Source organism: Acidovorax sp. 59 (assembly GCF_002754175.1).
GTDB lineage: Bacteria > Pseudomonadota > Gammaproteobacteria > Burkholderiales > Burkholderiaceae_C > Acidovorax > Acidovorax delafieldii.
Window position 1 is genome coordinate 136,277 of record NZ_PEET01000001.1, and the last position, 17,373, is coordinate 153,649.

Genomic DNA, 17,373 nt, shown 5'->3' on the forward strand with positions numbered 1-17,373 from the left:
TACCTCGGTTCTTCTCGTCCATCACGCCTGGGCGCGCTGTACACGCAGCGCGCTGTTGATAGCGCCGCTGAGCTTCTTGGCGTACTCCGGGTCGGTGGCGTAACCGGCCTTTTGCAGCTCGGCCGCGTAGGCCACGGCAGAGCCCGTCTTGGCGGTGGCCTGGGCTTTTTCGTAGCGCGGGTTGTCGGTGATCAGCTTGGCGTAGTCGCGGAAGGAGTCCTCGTACGAGTCGTACGCGCGGAACTTGGCCACCACCTTGCGCGGTGTGCCGTTGATGTATTCGGTGGTCGTGATCTCGGCCACCTTGCCGGTCCAGCCCTTGCCCGCCTTGATGCCGAACAGGTTGAACGAGTTGCCGCCGTTGGCGGTCTTGATCTCGCTCTTGCCCCAGCCGGTTTCGTGCCCGGCCTGGCCGAGCATGAAGCTGGCGGGAATGCCGCTTTCCTGCGCCACGCGCTCGGCGGTGCCGCTCAGGTGCTGCACAAAGCCTTCGCGGCCCTTGGGGACGGGCAGGGTGGTATCGACGGAAGACGTGGTGGCGGAGGTTGCAGACCGGTTCTGTGCCTGCGGCAGGCTCAGCGTGGACGGCACCGAGAAGTTGGTGTCCGCACCGCCCATCTGGCGCGAAAGCTGGCGGGCGATCGCTTCCGACAGGCCGCCCTGCAGGCCCGACATATTCACGGACAGCTGCTGGTCCAGCATGTCCTGGCCCAGGTTGGCCTGCTCGCCCTCCATCAGGCCGGATTTCATGGTGGCGTCGCGCATGCTCTTGATGAGTTCGCGCATGAACAGCGATTCAAACTGCTTGGCTGCCTCGCGCGTGACCTGTGCGCTGTTGCTCGTGCCCGCGTCGTATTTGAGGGAGTTGAGCGAGCGGATATCGACCGCCAGCGCGTTCGAGGGGCTGGTGGTGCTGGACGAGGGCAGGGTCAGGGCCATGGTCGCTCCCGGTGGATGGTGCGCGCAGCGGCGGCAGCAGGGCGAGCCATGTCAGATCACCTCCAGCTCGGCGTTCAGCGCGCCGGCGGCCTTGATGGCCTGCAGGATGGCCAGCAGGTCGCCGGGTGTGGCGCCCAGCGTGTTGAGGGCCTTGACCACGTCGGCCAGCTGCGGCGACGCGGGCATCTGGATCACGTTGCCCGGTTCCTGGTTGATGGTGATGTCGCTCTTTTGCGTGACCACCGTCTGCCCCTGCGAGAACGCATTGGGCTGGCTGACCACGGGCGTGGAGCTGATGGTGATCGACAGGTTGCCGTGGGCGATGGCACAAGGCCCCAGCGTGACCGACTGGTTGAGCACCACCGAGCCCGTGCGGGCGTTGATGACCACCTTGGCTGAGGGCGTGGAGGATTCGAGCGGCAACTCTTCCAGGTCGGCAATGAAGCCGACGCGGGCGCCGGGGTCGATGGGAGCGCGCACCTGCACCGTGCGACCGTCCAGCGCGGTGGCCAGGCCGTTGCCCAGCTTGGCGTTGATCACCTGCGCCACGCGGCGGGCGGTCTGGAAGTCCGAGGCGTTCAGGCCCAGGTTGATGGTGTCGCCTTCGTTGAGCGGGGTGGGCACGGCCCGTTCCACTTGCGCACCGAGCGGAATGCGGCCTGCGCTCAGGTGGTTGATCTGCACCTTGCTGCCACCGGACGACGCGCCAGCGCCGCCCACCACCATGTTGCCCTGGGCCAGTGCATAGATCTCGCCGTCAGCGCCGCGCAGCGGTGTGACGATGAGCGTGCCGCCCTTGAGCGACTTGGCATTGCCCATGGACGAGACGTTCACGTCGATCTGCTGGCCCGGCTGGGCAAAGGCGGGCAGTTGCGCCGTGACGATCACCGCTGCCACGTTCTTGAGCTGCAGCTGCGACGCCGTGCCGGGTGGCAGGCTGATGCCCATCTGCTGCAGGTAGTTGGACATGGCCTGCGTGGTGTAGGGCATCTGCGTCGTCTGGTCGCCCGTGCCGTCCAGCCCTACCACCAGGCCGTAGCCGGTCAACTGGTTGCTGCGCACGCCCTGCACCGCCGCCACTTCCTTGATGCGCAAGGCCTGTGCAGGCGTTGCCAGCCCTGCGGCCACCAGGGCCAGCAGCAGCCACAGCACGCGCGCGGTGCGGGGCAAGAGGGAATGGGACGAGGCTTTCATGGCATCCATTGTGGTAGGCCATGGCCAGAACTAAAACCCAAAAAGAAGCGGGTTCACCGGCTTATTGGCTGGGTCTGAAGCCGCGTTGGCAAGGTGCGCGCAGAAACGGCCCGTGGGCGCTCTGGGCGGCGGTTTTTGAGTAAAAACGGCCAGAGGCGCTAGTGCTATATGCGCCAATAGCTATCAAATTTGTAGTGGTGAAGGGACGCACCCAGCCCTCCGTCGGATGCCGGAAGGACTGGGGACCTGGGCGCTTTCGGTGCGCCCAGTGCGGTCAGAACGGCGTGACGGTGTTGAAGAACCGGCCCAGCCAGCCCATGGCCTGGGCTTCGTTCTGCGCACCGCGTCCGCGCGATTCGACGCGCACATTGGCGACCTGGGTCGAGTTCACGATGCTGCCGGGTTGCAGTGCGCGTGGGTCCACCGTGCCCGAAAAGCGCAGTACATCCACGTTCTGGTTCACGCCGATCTGCTTTTCGCCAGTGATGACCAGGTGGCCATTGGGCAGCACATCCACCACCGTGGCGGTGATGGAGCCGGTGAAGGTGTTGGCGCTTTCGGTGCCGCCTTTGCCGGAGAACGCATTGCCCGAATTGGCGCCCACGCCCAGCTTGTCGGTGAAGGTCTTGCTGGTGAAGGGCAGGGCGGTCACGCCGGCAGATACTTCGGAGGTGCGGTCCACCGTGGACGACGACTTCTGGCTGGCCGTCACGTTCTCCACGATCTGGATGGTCACGTTGTCGCCCACCAGGCGCGCGCGGCGGTCTTCAAACGCGGGCCGGTAGCTGGCGTTGTGGAACAGTCCGCCCGTCACCGGGGGCGGGGTGCGCGGTGCAGCGGCGAGCGGGGGCGGGGTGGTGGGCAGGATGTCCACCGGCGGCGGTGGCGACAGGGTGGCGCAGCCGGCGCACAGCAGTGCTGCGCCCAGTGCGGGGATGCCCGCACGCAGCGAGCCAAGTGCCTGCAGCAGGCGAAGAGGGCGTGTGAAAGTGCGCATGGCGAAGGTCCTGGGCAAAAGCGCGGGGGGCAGTCCGGTCACAGCTGGGCGAGCTTGGCGAGCATCTGGTCCGAGGTCTGGATGGCCTTGGAATTCATCTCGTAGGCGCGCTGGGTCTGGATCATGGTGACCAGCTCTTCCACCACGTTGACGTTGGAGGCTTCCAGAAACCCCTGCTTGATGATGCCCAGGCCGTTCGTGCCGGGGGTGCCCTGCTGGGGCTGGCCGGAGGCGGCGGATTCCTTGAACAGGTTCTGCCCGATGGGCTCCAGGCCGGCCGGGTTGATGAAGCTGGCCATGGCCAGGTTGCCCACGGTCTGCGGCTGTGTGTTGCCCGGCACGGTGACTGCCACGGCGCCTTCGGCACTGATACTGACGCTGGTGGCGTTGGCCGGAATGGTGATGCCATTGACCACGGGCAGCCCGCTGGACGTGACCATGCGGCCCTGGGCATCGACCTGGAAGGAGCCGTCGCGGGTGTAGCCCACGGTGCCATCGGGCATGGTCACTTCAAAGAAGCCGTTGCCGTTGATGGCGACATCCAGGTTGTTCTTGGACTCCTGCAGGCTGCCCTGCATGAAGTTGCGGCTGGTGGCCACCGTGCGCACGCCCAGGCCCAGGTGCAGGCCGGTGGGCAGCTGGTTTTGTTCGGTGGTGTTGGCACCCACCTGGCGCAGGTTCTGGTAGATCAGGTCTTCGAACACCGCGTTGTTGCGCTTGTAGCCCGTGGTGGAGACGTTGGCCAGGTTGTGCGAGATGACGTCGAGCTGGGTCTGCTGGGCAGACATGCCGGTCTTGGCGATCCAGAGGGAGTTGATCATGGTGCTTCCTTATGGCAGGTGCGTGCTGGGGGTGGCAGCGGCATCAGCCGTTCATGCTCAGCAGCTGGCTGGCGGTCTTGTCGTTGGTTTCGGCGGTCTGCAGCAGCTTCATCTGCTGCTCGAACTGGCGCGATGCAGCGATCATCCCGACCATGCATTCGACCGGGTTCACGTTCGAGCCCTCCAGCGCGCCCGACAGCATGCGCGCGTTGGCGTCGTTGGGCATGGGGTCGCCCGACGTGGTGCGAAACAGCCCGTCGTCGCCGCGCTTGAGCGGGTCTTCCGGCGTGGGGGTGCCCAGCTTGAGGCGGCCAATGGCCTGGGCGGGCTGGCCCGGGATCTTGGAGGTCACGGTACCGTCCGACCCGAGCGACACATCGGCACCAGGCGGCACGTCGATGGGCGCTCCGCCATCGGACAACACGGGCAGCCCGGTGGGGGTGAGCAGCTGGCCGGTGGCGGACACCTCAAAGCTGCCCGCACGGGTGTAGGCCTCGGTGCCATCCAGCCCCTGCACTGCAAACCAGGCATTGCCGGCCGCCATGGCGTCGAGGTTGCGGCCGGTGCGTTGCACAGGGCCGGGGGTGTTGACGTAGCCGGAGGTGGCCTCCAGCGCAAACACGCGCGTCTTGGCGCCGTCGCCTTGCAGCGGCACCGAGCGGAAGGTGGACATCTCGGCGCGGAACCCGCCGGTGGACACGTTGGCGAGGTTGTTGGACAGCACCGCCTGCCGGTGGGCGGCGGCGTTGGCGCCTGTCATCGATGTGTAGATGATGCGGTCCATGGGGGATCTCCGGTGTCCTGGGCGGGTTCAGTGGGGGGGGCAGCCGGTCAGCGCAGGTTCACCAGGGTGGACATCACCTGGTCTTGCGTCTTGATGGTCTGTGCGTTCGCCTGGTAGGCGCGCTGGGCAGTCATCATGTTCACCAGCTCGGCCGTGAGGTCCACGTTGGAGTCTTCCAGGGCGCCCGAGCGCAGCGAGCCAAAGCTGCCATCCGTGGCGGTGCCGACGACGGGCTGGCCCGACTCGAACGTGGCCACCCAGTTGTTGCTGCCCACCGAGGCCAGGCCCTGCGTATTGCGGAAGCTCGACAGCGCCAGCTGGCCCTCGGCACGCGTCACGCCGTTGGAATAACGGGTCATGATCATCCCGTTGTTCTCGATGTTGATGCCGGTCAGCTCGCCCGAGGTGTAGCCGTCCTGGCTCAGGTTGGACACCGCAAACTTCTTGCCGAACTGCGTCACCTTGTCCAGGCTCACGTCCACGGTATAGGTGGGCAGGTTATTGGGGTTGGGCGGCGTGGGGTTGATGGTGAGCGGCAGCGAAAAGCCCGTGGCGGGTGGCGTGGCCACCGGTCCGGTGATGGCGCCGTTGTTGTCGAACGTGATCTGGCCGATGGGCGTGGCCACCACGGGCGGCACAGCGGTGGGGTCGTCCAGGGCGTCGTATACGTCCCAGGTGTTGGCGGTGGCGGTTTTCTGAAAGTACAGGCTCACCGGTTTGGCCACGCCCTGGCTGTCGAACACGTTGATCGACGTGCCATAGGTGGCGCGCGGCGTGGCCGGGATGGGGGGCGTGGCTGCGGGGTTACCCGCCGCGTCGGTGGCGCGGGCGTCCAGGTTGAAGGCCGCCGTGATCTTGGTGGTCTGCTTGGCGGGAATTGGCTCGGCGGTCGGGAACACCATGGGGATGGGGTCGGTGCCGGTGCGCAGACCCGTCACCGGGTCTACCGGGTAGCCCATCACCGACGCGTTGTCGTTGGTGATCATGTTGCCTTCCTTGTCCAGCTTGAAGTTGCCGGAGCGGGTGTAGGCGGCGGTGCCATCGGGCAGCGTGAGGGTGAAGAACCCATTGCCATTGATGGCCACGTCCAGGCTGTTGCCGGTGATGGTCAGGTTGCCCTGGGTGAATTGCTGCGCCACGGCGCCCACTTCCACGCCGATGCCTGCATTGGAGCCCCCTGCCGAGCCGATGGCAGAGGCCACCATCTCGGCAAACTCGGCCCGCGAGGCCTTGAACCCGACGGTGTTGGAGTTGGCAATGTTGTGCCCGATGACATCGAGGTTCTTGCTGGCGGCGTTCAAGCCGGACAGGCCTTGCTGAAAACTCATGGTGTTCTCCTGTTGACGCGATACGAAGCAGGCTGGTGTTACACCAAGGCCTTGATCTGGCTGTAGTTGATGGTTTTGCCGTTGGACAGGCTCAGCACCAGCTGTCCGTCCTCGGCGCCTGCGGCCGTCACCTTGGCAAGGTTCAGTGCGGTGGAGTCCAGCTTGGTGGAGCCATTGACGGCCGTCACGCGGAACTGCAGCCCATCGGTGGAGCCGGTGTACTGGCTGGCGTCCCAGTCGAAGGTGTGGCGGCCCGCCGCCTTGGCACCCAGGTCGATGGTGTCCACCACCTGCCCGCCTGCGGTCGTGACCTCGATCTTCACGTTGGTGGCGGCCGAGCCCAGCTCGAAGCCGCCCTTGCCGGTCTTGTCCGCCACCGCCAGGCTGGAGCCCTCGGTCAGCACATTGCGGCCCACCAGGGCTGTGCCCTGCATCACCTGTAGCGAGTTGAACTGCGAAGCCATGCTCTGCATGGTCTGGTTCAGTTGCTGGATGCCGGTCACCGTGTTGATCTGCGCGATCTGCGAAGTCATCTGGGCGTTGTCCAGGGGGTTCATCGGGTCCTGGTTGTTCAGCTGCGCAACCAGCAGTTTCAAAAAGCGGTCTTGCGCGGCAGCCGGATCGGTGGACGCGTTGGCTTTGGTGCTGGACGAGTCCGTCACCGTGGGGGCGTTGGTGGCACTGAGAATCATGGTGGTGTCCTTCTTGGAGCAGGCTCTTGCCTTACTGGCCCATCTGCAGGGTTTTGAGGAGCAGCGACTTGGCCGTGTTCATGACCTCGACGTTGTTCTGGTACGAGCGCGAGGCAGAGATCATGTTGACCATCTCCTCAACCGCGTTGACGTTGGAGTGCGTCACATACCCCTGCTCGTCGGCCGACGGGTGGCTGGGGTCGTGCACGCGGCGGCCCGGCACATTGCTTTCGCTGACACCGCTGACCTTGACACCCGCAGAGCTGTCGGCCCCCATGGGCGCTGTCTGGAACACCACCTGGCGTGCCTTGTAGGCCTGACCATCGGGGCCTGCCACGGCGTCCACATTGGCCAGGTTGCTGGCCACCACGTTGAGCCGCTGCGACTGCGCGCTGATGGCGCTACCCGATACGTTGAAAATCGAAAACATGGACATGGGGTGGCTCGCTTTCTGCGCTGCGGGGCTGGCTGGTTATTGGCCCTGGATGGCGCTGAGCATGGTTTTGGCGTTGCCGTTGATGAACCGCAGCGTGGCTTCATAGCGCACGGCGTTGTCCACGAAGTTGGCGCGCTCGCGGTCCAAGTCCACCGAGTTGTTGTCCAGGCTCGGTTGTGTTTGCACTGCATAGCCCAGGGCGCCTTGCCGGTCGATGCTGGTGCTGGAATTCACGGTGGGCAGCGGAATATGGTGCGGATCGGTTGTGCCCGCAGTTCCGTACGAACCTCCGGTTGCCAGCCGCGTGACCGCTGCGCCGGCAGTGCTTGTGGCGGAAGAAGTCATGCCTGTGGCCTCGCGCAGCGCGTCGCCGAACTTGAAGTCGCGTGCCACATAGCCAGGGGTGTCGGCGTTGGCAATGTTGCTGGCGATGGCGCGCTGACGTTCCCCACGCAGCACCAGGGCGTTGCCGTGAAAATTCAGCTGGTTGGTCATCTTGTCAAGCATGTGTGCCTCACACCGTCGGTTGCAAAGTCGCCATCCCCGGGGGGCTTTTGGCGTGGCTCGATTATGGAAACCGCGCCCTTTTTCTAAAGCGCGAAGAAGTGGCAAATGGATGCGCAGTTCCGGGTTTTGCGTCCGGGTCATCTGCCTATAGTTCCAGGGGTGAAATGGCCCCTGCCTTCCGTAGCACCCCGTGCGCGGGCAGCCTGGCCAGCCGATGCCCTGGAGGCCCCCATGACCGCCCACTTCCTTTTCTCTGACACCAACACCGACGTCGCGCTGTGCGGCGCCACCCGGCAGTCGCTGGCTGTGCGTGCTGGCGCCTTGGTGCGTACGTTCTGCCTGGCGGGTGTATTGGCTGTGGCTGCGCTGGGCCCCCATGGTGTTGCGCACGCCCAGTCGGCGACAGACCCCGCGGCGGACCTGGGGCCGCTTACCCAGCGCTGGCTGGACGATGCGTTGGCCCGCAACCCGTCCTCCGCCCTGCCACTGCGTATGGAAGTGAGTGTTGGCTCACTGGACTCGCGCCTGCGGCTGGCGCCCTGTGCGCGCGTTGAACCCTATCTGCCCGTAGGTGCCCGCCTGTGGGGCCGGACCCGTCTGGGGCTGCGCTGCGTGGAGGGCGCCACCGCATGGAACGTGTTTTTGCCCGTCACCATCAAGGCGTTTGGCCCAGCCTGGGTGTTGACCAACAATGTGGCGCCCGGTGCCGTGTTGACGGCCAATGACGCCACAGAGGCCGAAGTGGACTGGGCGGCCGATTCCTCTCCAGTCATGGCCAATCCCGACCTGTGGGTAGGGCAGACCGCGGCCCGCCAACTGGTGGCGGGGCAGGCAGTGCGCCAGGCCATGGTGCGTGCCCCCTTGCTGTTCAAGGCCGGTGCGCAGGTAAAAGTGGTGGCCCAGGGGCCGGGCTATGCGGTCAGTTCTGCGGGCCAGGCGTTGACCGCAGGCTCTGCCGGGCAGACTGTGCGCGTGCGCATGGAGAATGGCCGCATCGTGAGTGGAACTGTGAATGATTCTGGGACAGTGGATGTCACTCTGTGATGACGCCCCGGTAATAAATGGCTAAAGTCCGGGCCAAATGGGTCGAAAACATTGCTACTGATGCCCCACATCCAACGGGGTGGTGGAGAGAGCGATGAAGATAGGTCAAACACCGGAACTGCCGGGCGGGTTGCCGCCGACGGGGCTTGCCAAGCAAGCCAAGGCCCCAGCCAGCGCTGCTGAAGGAGCCACGAAGGACGCACTGATGGCGTCATCTGCCGGTGTGCCTGTCACTGTGTCCACCGCGGCCCGGGCGCTCAGCCCTGCCACCCGCAGCACGGCAGATTTTGACGCGGGCAAGGTCAAGGCAGTGCGCGCTGCCATCGAAAAGGGCGAATTCTCGGTCGACGCCGAAGCCATTGCCGACAAGCTGTTGTCCAACGCCCAGGAGATCCTGTCCCGCTCGCGGGGTTGACCGGCGTTTTGCTCCCGGGCGCAATCCATCGCACAATGCGCCATGTCTCTGGAAGAATCTCTCTCGGCTGTTGAGCAGCTGATCGAACAAGTCTCCGCCGCACTTCTCGCGGCCGACCCCACCTCCCTGGAAAAAAACAGCACGGCCTTGCGTGATGCAGCGGCCGATTTTTCGCGTGCGCTGGAGCAGGCGGCCGCGCGGGGGTTGCCCTTCCCAGCGTCGCTGCAAAAGCGCGCGGATGCGATCCGCAGCATGCTGATCCTGCACCGTGAAAGCCTGGCCCGGCTTGCTGCCAGCACGGACCGCCAAGCCGCCGGCCTGTTGCCCCCCAATGCGGCGGCTACCTATGGCGATGGCCTGGGGGCGCGCGGAGCCGCGCCGGGTGTGGCACGCATCTACCGCTCTGCAGGCTGAGCGGCATCCATTGTTCTGAAGGGGTTGTGGGCCCGGTCGCGAAAAGCGGCGACCCGTCACCCTATGGCCCTGCGCAACGATCTGCGCGGCGCCTGGTGTCCGCCGGTGGGGGCGCTCAGTGCGCGCGCATCTTGGCCCGCAGCCGGGCAATGGACTGGCTGTGCAGCTGGCACACGCGCGACTCGGTGACGCCCAGCACGGCGGCAATTTCCTTGAGGTTCATGTCATGTTCGTAGTACATGCCCATGATGTGCTGCTCGCGCTCCGGCAGGGTTTTGATGGCGTTGACCAGTGACGTCTTGAGCCGTTGATCACGCAGCAGCTCCACCGGGTCGGCTGCACTGTCGGCAACGTGGCGGTCCAGAAACCCATCCTCGTCGTCGTTGCCATGCGTCATGTCTTCGAGGTACACCAGCTGGGTACCCCGGACCTTGCCCAGAAGATTCTGGTAGTCCGCCAGGCTCATGCCCATTTCGCTGGCTATTTCGGACTCCAGCGGGCTGCGTCCCAGCTTTTGCTCCAGCCGGTGCACAGCGTGTTCAATGTCTTTCTGGCTCTTGCGCGAGCTGCGGCTCATCCAGTCGCCCTCGCGCAGCTCGTCGAGCATGGCGCCCCGGATGCGCTGGGTGGCAAAGGTTTCAAACTGCACGCCCTGTGCCACTTCGTAGCGCGACAGGGCTTCGGCCAGCCCCATCATGCCGACCTGGATCAAGTCATCCAGCTCGACATTGGGAGGCAGCTTGGCGATCATGTGGTGCGCAATCCTCCGGACCAGCGGTACATGCTGGCGGATCATGGCATCGCGATCAAGCTGGCCTTTGGCGGTGTACATAGAGAGGGTGTTATGCACTGGTAGGGCGGGTATGCGATCTTGTTCTGGAGCCGCTTGGGGGGGCCATCACCCGATCTTTTTCCGCCGCCCGGGGCCAGCAACTTGCCAGACCGTGGGAAGCGTTTCGGGTCAACGTGCGTACGTAGAGGTGCATCACAGGCTCTGGTCAGTGGCTCCGGACAAAATGCGCAGGCATGCCTGTCAAGTTGCTGGGTGTCAGCGCAGCCAGCGCTCCGTTCATAGTGCCCGCATTTTCCAGCAGTTGCAAGGCCAGGCGCTGAAGCTCCTGGGGGTTCTGAGTGGCAATGGTGGTGGTTCGTATCGGGCCGCCCAGATGGCGCTCGGCACATGCCTGCAAGGTCATCAGCTGGGACTGGGCCTTGCGGCGTTCGGCGGCGGTGTTGCCGTGCAGCAAAGCGGCCACCATGCAGGGCAAGCCAGTGTGTAGCGCAATCTGCTTGAGGCTCTTGTAGCTGGTCATCACGCCCGCTGCGCCACTGCCCATGACCACCAGCGGCACCGTGGCCGTGTGGGTGAGCAGGGGCCCCAGGGTGGAGGCTGGTGCGTGAATCACCATGAGGCCGTAAGTCCTGAAGCAGGGCAGCAAGCTCTCCATGGGCGAGCGTGTGCTGCCGCTGGCCTTGCGGCTCAGGTGCTGCAGCCCCTTGGCCGCTGGAATCACGGCGAGGGAGGATGCGGTGGCGCCCAGGTTCAGGCTGGCGCCGTCATTCCACGTTGCATGTTGCAGCAGGTGCAGCAGCCCGGGGCTGTCGTCGGACTCCTGCGCCGTGCCGTCGAGTACCACCACCGGATAGCCCAGCCGCTGCAGGCTGGCGCAGATCTGCCATAGCGTTTCCAGGCCGCTCGCCGTGTTGCCCTGGCTGGCGACTGCCAGCAGCCGCAGCTCTGCCTGCGGGGTGAGGCTGTGCAGGCTGGCCGCCTGGTGAAAACCCAGATCAAGCATCGACCAGCCCCCCCTCCGTCACGGTGTCAGGAGAGTGCGAGAAGAAGAAGTTCAGGTCCGTGGCCTTGGGGTCGAAAGCCGACTTCGCCGGCGACCGCATGGAGGCGCTGATGAGCTGGTGGGCGTTGGCACGCTCCCAGTCCTCGGGCACGCGCTGGCCGTTGGTCACGCCGCGCAGCACCATCTGGTGGCGGATCAGTGCGTCGATCGCGGGGCCCAGCTTCACGGCTTCGTCCACCTTGGACAGGATGGCCTGCTGCGAGCCGTCGGTCTTGAAGGCGGTCAGTACGTCATCCAGCGTGTCGCCATGGCAGCCGGCGTTGAGCACCAGCAGGCGGTTCACATGGGGCAGGTCCAACACATCCAGCATGTCGCGCTTGCGGGGGTCCCTGGGGGCCACGCCGGTGGTGTCGATCAACACCATTTTCTTGCCGCTGAGCAGGCCCAGCAGGTCTTGCAGCGCGGCACGGTCGTGCGCCAAGTGGGCCACGATGCCCAGCATGCGCCCGTAAGTGCGCAGTTGTTCGTGCGCGCCCACACGGTAGGTGTCCAGTGTGATCAGCCCCACACTGCCGGGGCCGTGGATGCGGGCGCACATGGCAGCCAGCTTGGCGGTGGTGGTGGTCTTGCCCACACCCGTAGAGCCCACCATGGCGAAGATGCCGCCCTGTTCATAAAGGGGGGGATCGGTCTGGTCGGTCTTAAGGTTGCGTTCCAGCACCTCCATCAGCCAGCGCACCGATTCGCCCGCCGACAGGTCTTCGGGCATGCGTTCGAGCACGGCGCGGGCCAGCGATGGGGAGTATCCAGCACGGATCATCTTCAGCATCAGGTTGGACTGGATCGGGTTCTGGCGCGCCTGCCCCAGCCAGGCCAGCGTGTTGAAGCGGTCTTCGATCAGCTCTTTCATCGCGTGCAGCTCGTTCATCACGCTCTGCTGGTTGTTCGACTGGATCAGGTGGGCGCTGGGAGCTTCCTGTCGACGGCGCGGTGGCTCGGGCGGCATGTCCATCGGGATGGTGCGCAGCGGGTTGTGGCGTGCCACCGAGGGCGCGGGCATGCGTTCACGTTCCGGTTCCTGGTCGCGGCTGCGTTCAGACAGTGTCTGGGGTTCCGAGGGACCATTCAGTGCCTCGTGGCGACGGCGCAGCATGCGTTCGCGCACATAGTCCTGGAACGACAGCGTGCTCATGGCCAGCTGTTCGGTGTCTTCCTCGACCGGGTTGCGGCCCAGGCCCGACGCTGCTGCCGATTGGCTGGCGCGCTGTGGGGTGCTGCGCGCAGTGCTGGGCGCCAGCAGGGGCGGATTGGACGAAGCGGTGGGCGCACCACCGTCCAGAGCCGACAGCGTGTCCTCGGCCGTGGCCACCACTTCCACGCCGTTGGCCGTGGGGCGGTTGGACAGAATCAGCGTGCCGTCGCCAAAGGCCATGCGCGCCTTGGCCAGAGCCTCCCGGGAGGTGGGGGCGGTAAAGCGTTTGATGTTCATGCTGATGCACCTTTAAGGATCGGCCCAATACGGATGGTGTGGGTCTCTGGAATTTCACTGTGTGCCAGCACCTGCAGGCGGGGCGCTACGCGGCGCACCAGGCGGGAGATGGCATTGCGGATCTGGTCGGGAACCAGCAGGCAGGCGGGCAGGCCCATCTCTTCCTGCTTGAGGGCCACTTCGGCGGCCTTTTGTGTGAGGATGTCGGCCACGCCGGGGTCGAGTGCGGGGCCTGCCGTGTTGCCCAGGGCTTGCACCAGCAGGCGCTCCAGGCCGGGCTCGATGGCAATGACGTTGAGCTCGCGGGTGGGGCCGTAGATCTGCTGGACGATGGCGGGCGAGAGCGCAATGCGCACGCGGCGGGCCAGTTCGACGGGGTCCGAGACGCCACCAGCATGCTCGGCCAGCGTTTCGATGATGGTGCGGATATCGCGGATGTGCACAGACTCTTCCAGCAGCAGCTGGAGGACTTTCTGGAACGTTGCGATGGAGACCATTTTCGGAACCACTTCTTCGATGAGCTTGGGGGCCAGCTTGGCCACGTGTTCCACCAGTTGCTGCGTTTCCGTGCGACTGAGGAGCTTGGCGGCTTGCACTTGCATCAAGTGTGACAAATGGGTGGCCATCACGGTTTCGGAATCAACGACGGTAAAACCGGCCATTTGTGCGGCTTCCTTTTGCCGATCGTCGATCCAGTGTGCTGGCAGGCCAAAGGCAGGGTCGGTGGTGGCCGTGCCGATCAGCGGCGTGGTGATGCCGCCGGGGTTGATGGCCAGGAACATGCCAGGGAAGGCTTCGCCCTCGCCCACCACCACGCCGCGCAGCGTGATGCGGTAGCCGCTGGGCTTGAGTTCGAGGTTGTCACGTACGTGCACGGCAGGGGGCAGGAAGCCGACTTCCTGTGCAAACTTGCGGCGCACGCCCTTGATGCGGGTGAGCAGGTCGCCCTGGCGGCTCTTGTCCACCAGGCTGATGAGGCGGTATCCCAGTTCCAGGCCCAGCAGGTCCACGGGCTGCAAGTCGTCCCAGGTGGCTTCGCCATCGGTGGCGGGCGGCGGTGGGGCTTCGACCACCAGGGGAACCTTCTGGCGCTCATACATCACCCAGGCGCCGTAGCCCAGCAGGCTGCCCATGGTCAGGAACACCACATGCGGCATGCCGGGGATCAAACCCAGCAGGATCAAGATGCCTGCCGTCACACCCAGCACGCGGGGCGACATGAACAGCTGCTGAACGATCTGGCGGCCCATGTCGTGGTCCTTGCCCACGCGCGAGATCACCATGGCGGCTGCCACCGAAATCAGCAGGCCGGGAATCTGTGCCACCAGCGCATCGCCAATGGCCAGCAGGATGTAGCTGTCTGCGGCCTGCTTGGCCGACAGGTCGTGTTGCAACACACCAATAGCGAAGCCGCCAATGATGTTGATGAGCAGGATCAGGATGCCCGCCACGGCGTCGCCGCGCACGAATTTGGACGCGCCGTCCATGGAGCCGAAGAAGTTGGCTTCTTCGGCCACTTCGGCACGGCGGCGCTTGGCTTCTTTTTCGTCGATCAGGCCGGCATTCAGGTCGGCATCCACCGCCATCTGCTTGCCGGGCATGGCGTCCAGGGTGAAGCGCGCCGACACTTCGGCAATGCGCTCGGCGCCCTTGGTGATCACCACGAAGTTGATCACCACGAGGATCGCAAAAACGATCAGGCCGACGGCGAAGTTGCCGCCGATCAGGAAGTGGCCGAAGGCCTCGATCACTGCACCCGCTGCGCCAGGGCCCTGGTGGCCTTCGAGCAGCACCACGCGCGTAGAGGCCACGTTCAGCGACAGGCGCATCAGTGTGGTCAGCAGCAGCACCGAAGGGAATGCCGCGAAGTCCAGCGGACGCAGCATGTACGCCGCCACCATCATCACCATCAGCGCGACGGCGATGTTGAGCGTGAAAAATGCATCCAGCAGCCACGGGGGGATGGGCAGCACCATCAGCGCCAGAATCGCCACCACCAGCAGTGGTGCCGACAGGCCCTGCAGGGCGCTGGCATTGGTGCCCGCCCATTGCTGCAAAGACTTTACGGAGGTGTTCATACGGCAGCACCTTGCACCGTGGTGCGGTTCAGCGGATCGAGTTCAGGCGGCACGAAAGGCTCCACCAGGCTGTCGGGCATGCGGCCTTCGCCACGCAGGGCTGCCTTGAGGCGGTACACATAGGCCAGCACCTGGGCAACGGCGGTGTAGAGCGTCGCGGGGATGGCCTGGTCCAGCTCGGCATGGGCATACAGCGCACGGGCCAGTATGGGCGACTGCAGCACAGGCACGTTGTGCTCCTTGGCCACGTCGCGGATCTTCATGGCGATGAGGTCGGTGCCGCGCGAGATGACCTGGGGCGCACTCATGGTCTTCTCGTCGTATTTGAGGGCCACGGCGTAGTGGGTGGGGTTCATCACCACAAAGTCGGCCTTGGGGACGGCGCCTACGCTGGCCCGGTCGGCGATCTCGCGCTGCTTCTGGCGGATGCGGCCCTTGGTGTGGGGGTTGCCGTCAGACTCCTTGTGCTCCTGCTTGACTTCCTCGTGCGACATCTTCAGTCGTTCCTTGAAGAAGAACGCCTGCAAAGGCACATCCACCAAGGCAGCCAGAAACACGACCAGCAGCAACAGGCTCATGCCCGAGGTCAGCCAGTCTGCAATCTGGCGAATGGCCAGCGGCGAGGGTTGCAGCACCAGCATGGCGACCGTTTCGAGGCTGTTGCCCAGGAACTTCCAGGCCACGTAGGTCAGGATGGCGGTCATCAGCACCATCTTGGCCACGTTGGCCATCTGCTGCTTGGAAAACAGGTTGGCCAGTCCGGAGATCGGGTTGAGTCGGTTGAACTGCGGTGTGATGGGCTTGGCACTGAGAATCCAGCCGCCCGCCCCGATGGCGCTGATCAGCCCCGCAGCGCTGGTGAGGGTGGCAAACACCGTGCTGGCCACCAAGCCCACGATGACCATGTCCTGCAGCCGCGAGAGCATGGTGCCTGGCGCCATCACCGTGGCCGCATTGAACGCCAGCTGCTGGCTCATGGCCCACTGCATGCGGTCCATCAGCTGTGGGGCCAGCAGTAGCATGCATGCGGCGCCCGCGCCCAGGATGGCCAGGTGCGACAAGTCGCGCGAGCGTGCCCCTTGGCCGTCTTCGCGCGCTTTTTGCAGCTTGCGTTCTGACGCGGGGAGGCTTTTTTCTTGGCTGGATTCCATGGTGGCATGACGGCTGGTGTCATGCCATTGTCGTGAGCGACCTGGAAATCTAAAGGCTGATAAGGGGGCTGCAGCCCCCTCTTTTCGGTGATGTCTGGGGTGTGTCTAGCGGCGGGTCCGTGTCTGACCCGCGCCGTGGATTGCTACCATTCTTTTCAAAAATGATAGCAATCAGGTCATATCGCACTAGCGCTGGAGGGTTGTCAGACTGAAAACGGAGCGTCAGAAGCCCAGACTGGCCAGCAGGTCGTCCACCTGGGACTGGTCGGTGACCACGTCGGGGGTGTTCTCCGGGTCCACCACCGGGCCCTGAAGATGCGCTGCGCGGGCGGGCTCGGCGGGCACCTGGGCGCTGGGCGGAGCCGTCTGGATGAGCAGTTGCACCAGCTGCTCTTCAATGGTGGCTGCCAGGTTCACCACGCGCGCAATCACCTGGCCGGTGAGGTCGTGAAAATCCTGCGCCATCATGATTTCGGTGAGGTGCGTGTCGGCTTCCTTGGTCACGCGCTCCACGTCGGTCAGAAAGTTGAAGATCTCGCCCTTGGCCACAGCCGCCACCGGGTCCGCCACCAGCGAGTTGACGACCCGGCGCGTTTCCGCCGCAATGTAGTCGTGCTGGGCCTTGGCCTGTTCGACGCGGTTGAGCACCTTCTCGGCCGCTTCTCCCGTCAGGCGGGCGATATAGGAAAGTCGGCTCTGTGCGTCGGGCAGCTCGCCCATGGAGCCGCGTAGCTTGTCGGCATAACCCAGCTCGTTGAGCGAATCGTGAAGCTGACGTGTCAGCAGGCCAATCTTGTGATGAACATCGGCAGGCTGGCTGTTGTCCGGTGTGTCGTCCATGGTGTCATAACCCCATCTTCTTCAGAATCAAGGTCACTTTCTCTTCCAGAGTTGCCTTGGTGAAGGGTTTGACGATGTAACCCGCAGCGCCTCCCTGGGCGGCGGCAACGATGTCTTCCTTGCGGGCTTCGGCGGTCACCATCAGGACGGGCAGGTGTTTGAGCTTGTCGTCCTTCTTGATCTCGGCCAGCAGCTGGAAGCCGTTCATGTTGGGCATGTTGATGTCGGTCACCACAAAGTCAAACTTGCTGTTGCGCAGCTTGTTGAGTGCGGCGACACCATCCTCGGCCTCGTCGGCGTCTGCAAACCCGCTCTCCTTGAGCAGGTTGCGAACGATGCGTCGCATGGTGGAGAAGTCGTCAACGATCAAAAAACGAAGGGCTGTGGTCACTTGGGACCCTTTCAGTCGAGATTTACTGTAAGCATTGTCATGGGTGGCAGGTTTGGT

Annotated in this window: 19 protein-coding genes; 3 read left to right on the plus strand and 16 right to left on the minus strand. The window is 64.7% G+C overall.

Annotated elements, in window-relative coordinates:
• Window positions 1-21: 21 nt before the first annotated feature.
• The 9 genes from flgJ to CLU87_RS00735 form a co-directional block, all read right to left on the minus strand.
• Window positions 22-939: a flagellar assembly peptidoglycan hydrolase FlgJ gene (gene flgJ / locus CLU87_RS00695; protein ID WP_099729168.1), complete on the minus strand. Its 918-nt coding sequence runs from the start codon at window positions 937-939 to the stop codon at window positions 22-24.
• 51 nt (window positions 940-990) lie between these two features.
• The gene (locus tag CLU87_RS00700; protein ID WP_369804281.1) at window positions 991-2,142 is read right to left on the minus strand and encodes a flagellar basal body P-ring protein FlgI; all 1,152 of its coding nucleotides are present in this window, start codon (window positions 2,140-2,142) and stop codon (window positions 991-993) included.
• 265 nt (window positions 2,143-2,407) lie between these two features.
• A complete protein-coding gene (locus CLU87_RS00705) occupies window positions 2,408-3,130 on the minus strand; it encodes a flagellar basal body L-ring protein FlgH (protein ID WP_055398313.1) in 723 nt (240 codons plus the stop codon).
• A 38-nt stretch (window positions 3,131-3,168) separates the two neighbouring features.
• A complete protein-coding gene (gene flgG, locus CLU87_RS00710; RefSeq protein ID WP_056648212.1) occupies window positions 3,169-3,951 on the minus strand; it encodes a flagellar basal-body rod protein FlgG in 783 nt (260 codons plus the stop codon).
• A 43-nt stretch (window positions 3,952-3,994) separates the two neighbouring features.
• Complete coding sequence (gene flgF / locus CLU87_RS00715; protein ID WP_056065654.1) at window positions 3,995-4,735, minus strand: flagellar basal-body rod protein FlgF; 741 nt, start codon at window positions 4,733-4,735, stop codon at window positions 3,995-3,997.
• A 47-nt stretch (window positions 4,736-4,782) separates the two neighbouring features.
• Complete coding sequence (gene flgE, locus CLU87_RS00720; RefSeq protein WP_056065656.1) at window positions 4,783-6,063, minus strand: flagellar hook protein FlgE; 1,281 nt, start codon at window positions 6,061-6,063, stop codon at window positions 4,783-4,785.
• Window positions 6,064-6,101: 38 nt separating this feature from the next.
• Complete coding sequence (locus tag CLU87_RS00725) at window positions 6,102-6,755, minus strand: flagellar hook assembly protein FlgD (protein ID WP_056065659.1); 654 nt, start codon at window positions 6,753-6,755, stop codon at window positions 6,102-6,104.
• 31 nt (window positions 6,756-6,786) lie between these two features.
• Window positions 6,787-7,191 carry a flagellar basal body rod protein FlgC gene (gene flgC, locus CLU87_RS00730; RefSeq protein ID WP_056065662.1) on the minus strand — a complete coding sequence of 135 codons (405 nt, stop codon included), beginning with the start codon at window positions 7,189-7,191 and terminating at the stop codon, window positions 6,787-6,789.
• A 36-nt stretch (window positions 7,192-7,227) separates the two neighbouring features.
• Window positions 7,228-7,698: a flagellar basal body protein gene (locus tag CLU87_RS00735; RefSeq protein ID WP_099729169.1), complete on the minus strand. Its 471-nt coding sequence runs from the start codon at window positions 7,696-7,698 to the stop codon at window positions 7,228-7,230.
• Window positions 7,699-7,929: 231 nt separating this feature from the next.
• Here CLU87_RS00735 and flgA point away from each other — a divergent pair, with 231 nt between their 5' ends.
• The 3 genes from flgA to CLU87_RS00750 all read left to right on the plus strand — a co-directional run bounded on the left by flgA (window position 7,930) and on the right by CLU87_RS00750 (window position 9,571).
• Entirely contained in the window at window positions 7,930-8,742 is an 813-nt protein-coding gene (gene flgA / locus CLU87_RS00740; RefSeq protein ID WP_233193674.1) for a flagellar basal body P-ring formation chaperone FlgA, read from the plus strand.
• A 94-nt stretch (window positions 8,743-8,836) separates the two neighbouring features.
• Complete coding sequence (gene flgM, locus CLU87_RS00745; protein ID WP_056065669.1) at window positions 8,837-9,157, plus strand: flagellar biosynthesis anti-sigma factor FlgM; 321 nt, start codon at window positions 8,837-8,839, stop codon at window positions 9,155-9,157.
• A 42-nt stretch (window positions 9,158-9,199) separates the two neighbouring features.
• Window positions 9,200-9,571: a hypothetical protein gene (locus CLU87_RS00750; RefSeq protein WP_099729170.1), complete on the plus strand. Its 372-nt coding sequence runs from the start codon at window positions 9,200-9,202 to the stop codon at window positions 9,569-9,571.
• Between the two features lie 115 nt (window positions 9,572-9,686).
• On the opposite strand, the gene CLU87_RS00755 is transcribed toward CLU87_RS00750, so the two are convergent.
• From CLU87_RS00755 to cheY, 7 genes are all read right to left on the minus strand, one after another.
• Window positions 9,687-10,403: an RNA polymerase sigma factor FliA gene (locus CLU87_RS00755; RefSeq protein ID WP_056065675.1), complete on the minus strand. Its 717-nt coding sequence runs from the start codon at window positions 10,401-10,403 to the stop codon at window positions 9,687-9,689.
• Between the two features lie 166 nt (window positions 10,404-10,569).
• Window positions 10,570-11,367 carry a hypothetical protein gene (locus CLU87_RS00760; protein ID WP_056065678.1) on the minus strand — a complete coding sequence of 266 codons (798 nt, stop codon included), beginning with the start codon at window positions 11,365-11,367 and terminating at the stop codon, window positions 10,570-10,572.
• A complete protein-coding gene (flhF, locus tag CLU87_RS00765) occupies window positions 11,360-12,856 on the minus strand; it encodes a flagellar biosynthesis protein FlhF (protein WP_056748015.1) in 1,497 nt (498 codons plus the stop codon). Before flhF ends, CLU87_RS00760 begins: the two co-directional genes overlap by 8 nt.
• On the minus strand, window positions 12,853-14,934 hold the full coding sequence (flhA, locus tag CLU87_RS00770; protein ID WP_099729171.1) for a flagellar biosynthesis protein FlhA: 2,082 nt from the start codon (window positions 14,932-14,934) through the stop codon (window positions 12,853-12,855). The genes flhF and flhA overlap by 4 nt, the downstream gene beginning before the upstream one ends.
• Complete coding sequence (locus CLU87_RS00775; protein WP_099729172.1) at window positions 14,931-16,085, minus strand: flagellar biosynthesis protein FlhB; 1,155 nt, start codon at window positions 16,083-16,085, stop codon at window positions 14,931-14,933. Before CLU87_RS00775 ends, flhA begins: the two co-directional genes overlap by 4 nt.
• A 222-nt stretch (window positions 16,086-16,307) precedes the next feature.
• Window positions 16,308-16,925, minus strand: coding sequence for a protein phosphatase CheZ (locus tag CLU87_RS00780; protein ID WP_056065691.1), 618 nt, complete (start codon window positions 16,923-16,925; stop codon window positions 16,308-16,310).
• A gap of 4 nt (window positions 16,926-16,929) precedes the next feature.
• Window positions 16,930-17,316 (minus strand): chemotaxis response regulator CheY, encoded by a 387-nt coding sequence (cheY, locus tag CLU87_RS00785; protein WP_010466076.1) that lies wholly within the window; start codon window positions 17,314-17,316, stop codon window positions 16,930-16,932.
• Between the last annotated feature and the right edge of the window lie 57 nt (window positions 17,317-17,373).

What these genes read in the sequence shown, in the direction of transcription:
- flgJ (WP_099729168.1), bottom strand. Translation starts at nt 939, where the DNA reads ATGGCCCTGACCCTGCCCTCGTCCAGCACCACCAGCCCCTCGAACGCG.
- CLU87_RS00700 (WP_369804281.1), bottom strand. Translation starts at nt 2,142, where the DNA reads ATGGATGCCATGAAAGCCTCGTCCCATTCCCTCTTGCCCCGCACCGCG.
- CLU87_RS00705 (WP_055398313.1), bottom strand. Translation starts at nt 3,130, where the DNA reads ATGCGCACTTTCACACGCCCTCTTCGCCTGCTGCAGGCACTTGGCTCG.
- flgG (WP_056648212.1), bottom strand. Translation starts at nt 3,951, where the DNA reads ATGATCAACTCCCTCTGGATCGCCAAGACCGGCATGTCTGCCCAGCAG.
- flgF (WP_056065654.1), bottom strand. Translation starts at nt 4,735, where the DNA reads ATGGACCGCATCATCTACACATCGATGACAGGCGCCAACGCCGCCGCC.
- flgE (WP_056065656.1), bottom strand. Translation starts at nt 6,063, where the DNA reads ATGAGTTTTCAGCAAGGCCTGTCCGGCTTGAACGCCGCCAGCAAGAAC.
- CLU87_RS00725 (WP_056065659.1), bottom strand. Translation starts at nt 6,755, where the DNA reads ATGATTCTCAGTGCCACCAACGCCCCCACGGTGACGGACTCGTCCAGC.
- flgC (WP_056065662.1), bottom strand. Translation starts at nt 7,191, where the DNA reads ATGTCCATGTTTTCGATTTTCAACGTATCGGGTAGCGCCATCAGCGCG.
- CLU87_RS00735 (WP_099729169.1), bottom strand. Translation starts at nt 7,698, where the DNA reads ATGCTTGACAAGATGACCAACCAGCTGAATTTTCACGGCAACGCCCTG.
- flgA (WP_233193674.1), top strand. Translation starts at nt 7,930, where the DNA reads ATGACCGCCCACTTCCTTTTCTCTGACACCAACACCGACGTCGCGCTG.
- flgM (WP_056065669.1), top strand. Translation starts at nt 8,837, where the DNA reads ATGAAGATAGGTCAAACACCGGAACTGCCGGGCGGGTTGCCGCCGACG.
- CLU87_RS00750 (WP_099729170.1), top strand. Translation starts at nt 9,200, where the DNA reads ATGTCTCTGGAAGAATCTCTCTCGGCTGTTGAGCAGCTGATCGAACAA.
- CLU87_RS00755 (WP_056065675.1), bottom strand. Translation starts at nt 10,403, where the DNA reads ATGTACACCGCCAAAGGCCAGCTTGATCGCGATGCCATGATCCGCCAG.
- CLU87_RS00760 (WP_056065678.1), bottom strand. Translation starts at nt 11,367, where the DNA reads ATGCTTGATCTGGGTTTTCACCAGGCGGCCAGCCTGCACAGCCTCACC.
- flhF (WP_056748015.1), bottom strand. Translation starts at nt 12,856, where the DNA reads ATGAACATCAAACGCTTTACCGCCCCCACCTCCCGGGAGGCTCTGGCC.
- flhA (WP_099729171.1), bottom strand. Translation starts at nt 14,934, where the DNA reads ATGAACACCTCCGTAAAGTCTTTGCAGCAATGGGCGGGCACCAATGCC.
- CLU87_RS00775 (WP_099729172.1), bottom strand. Translation starts at nt 16,085, where the DNA reads ATGGAATCCAGCCAAGAAAAAAGCCTCCCCGCGTCAGAACGCAAGCTG.
- CLU87_RS00780 (WP_056065691.1), bottom strand. Translation starts at nt 16,925, where the DNA reads ATGGACGACACACCGGACAACAGCCAGCCTGCCGATGTTCATCACAAG.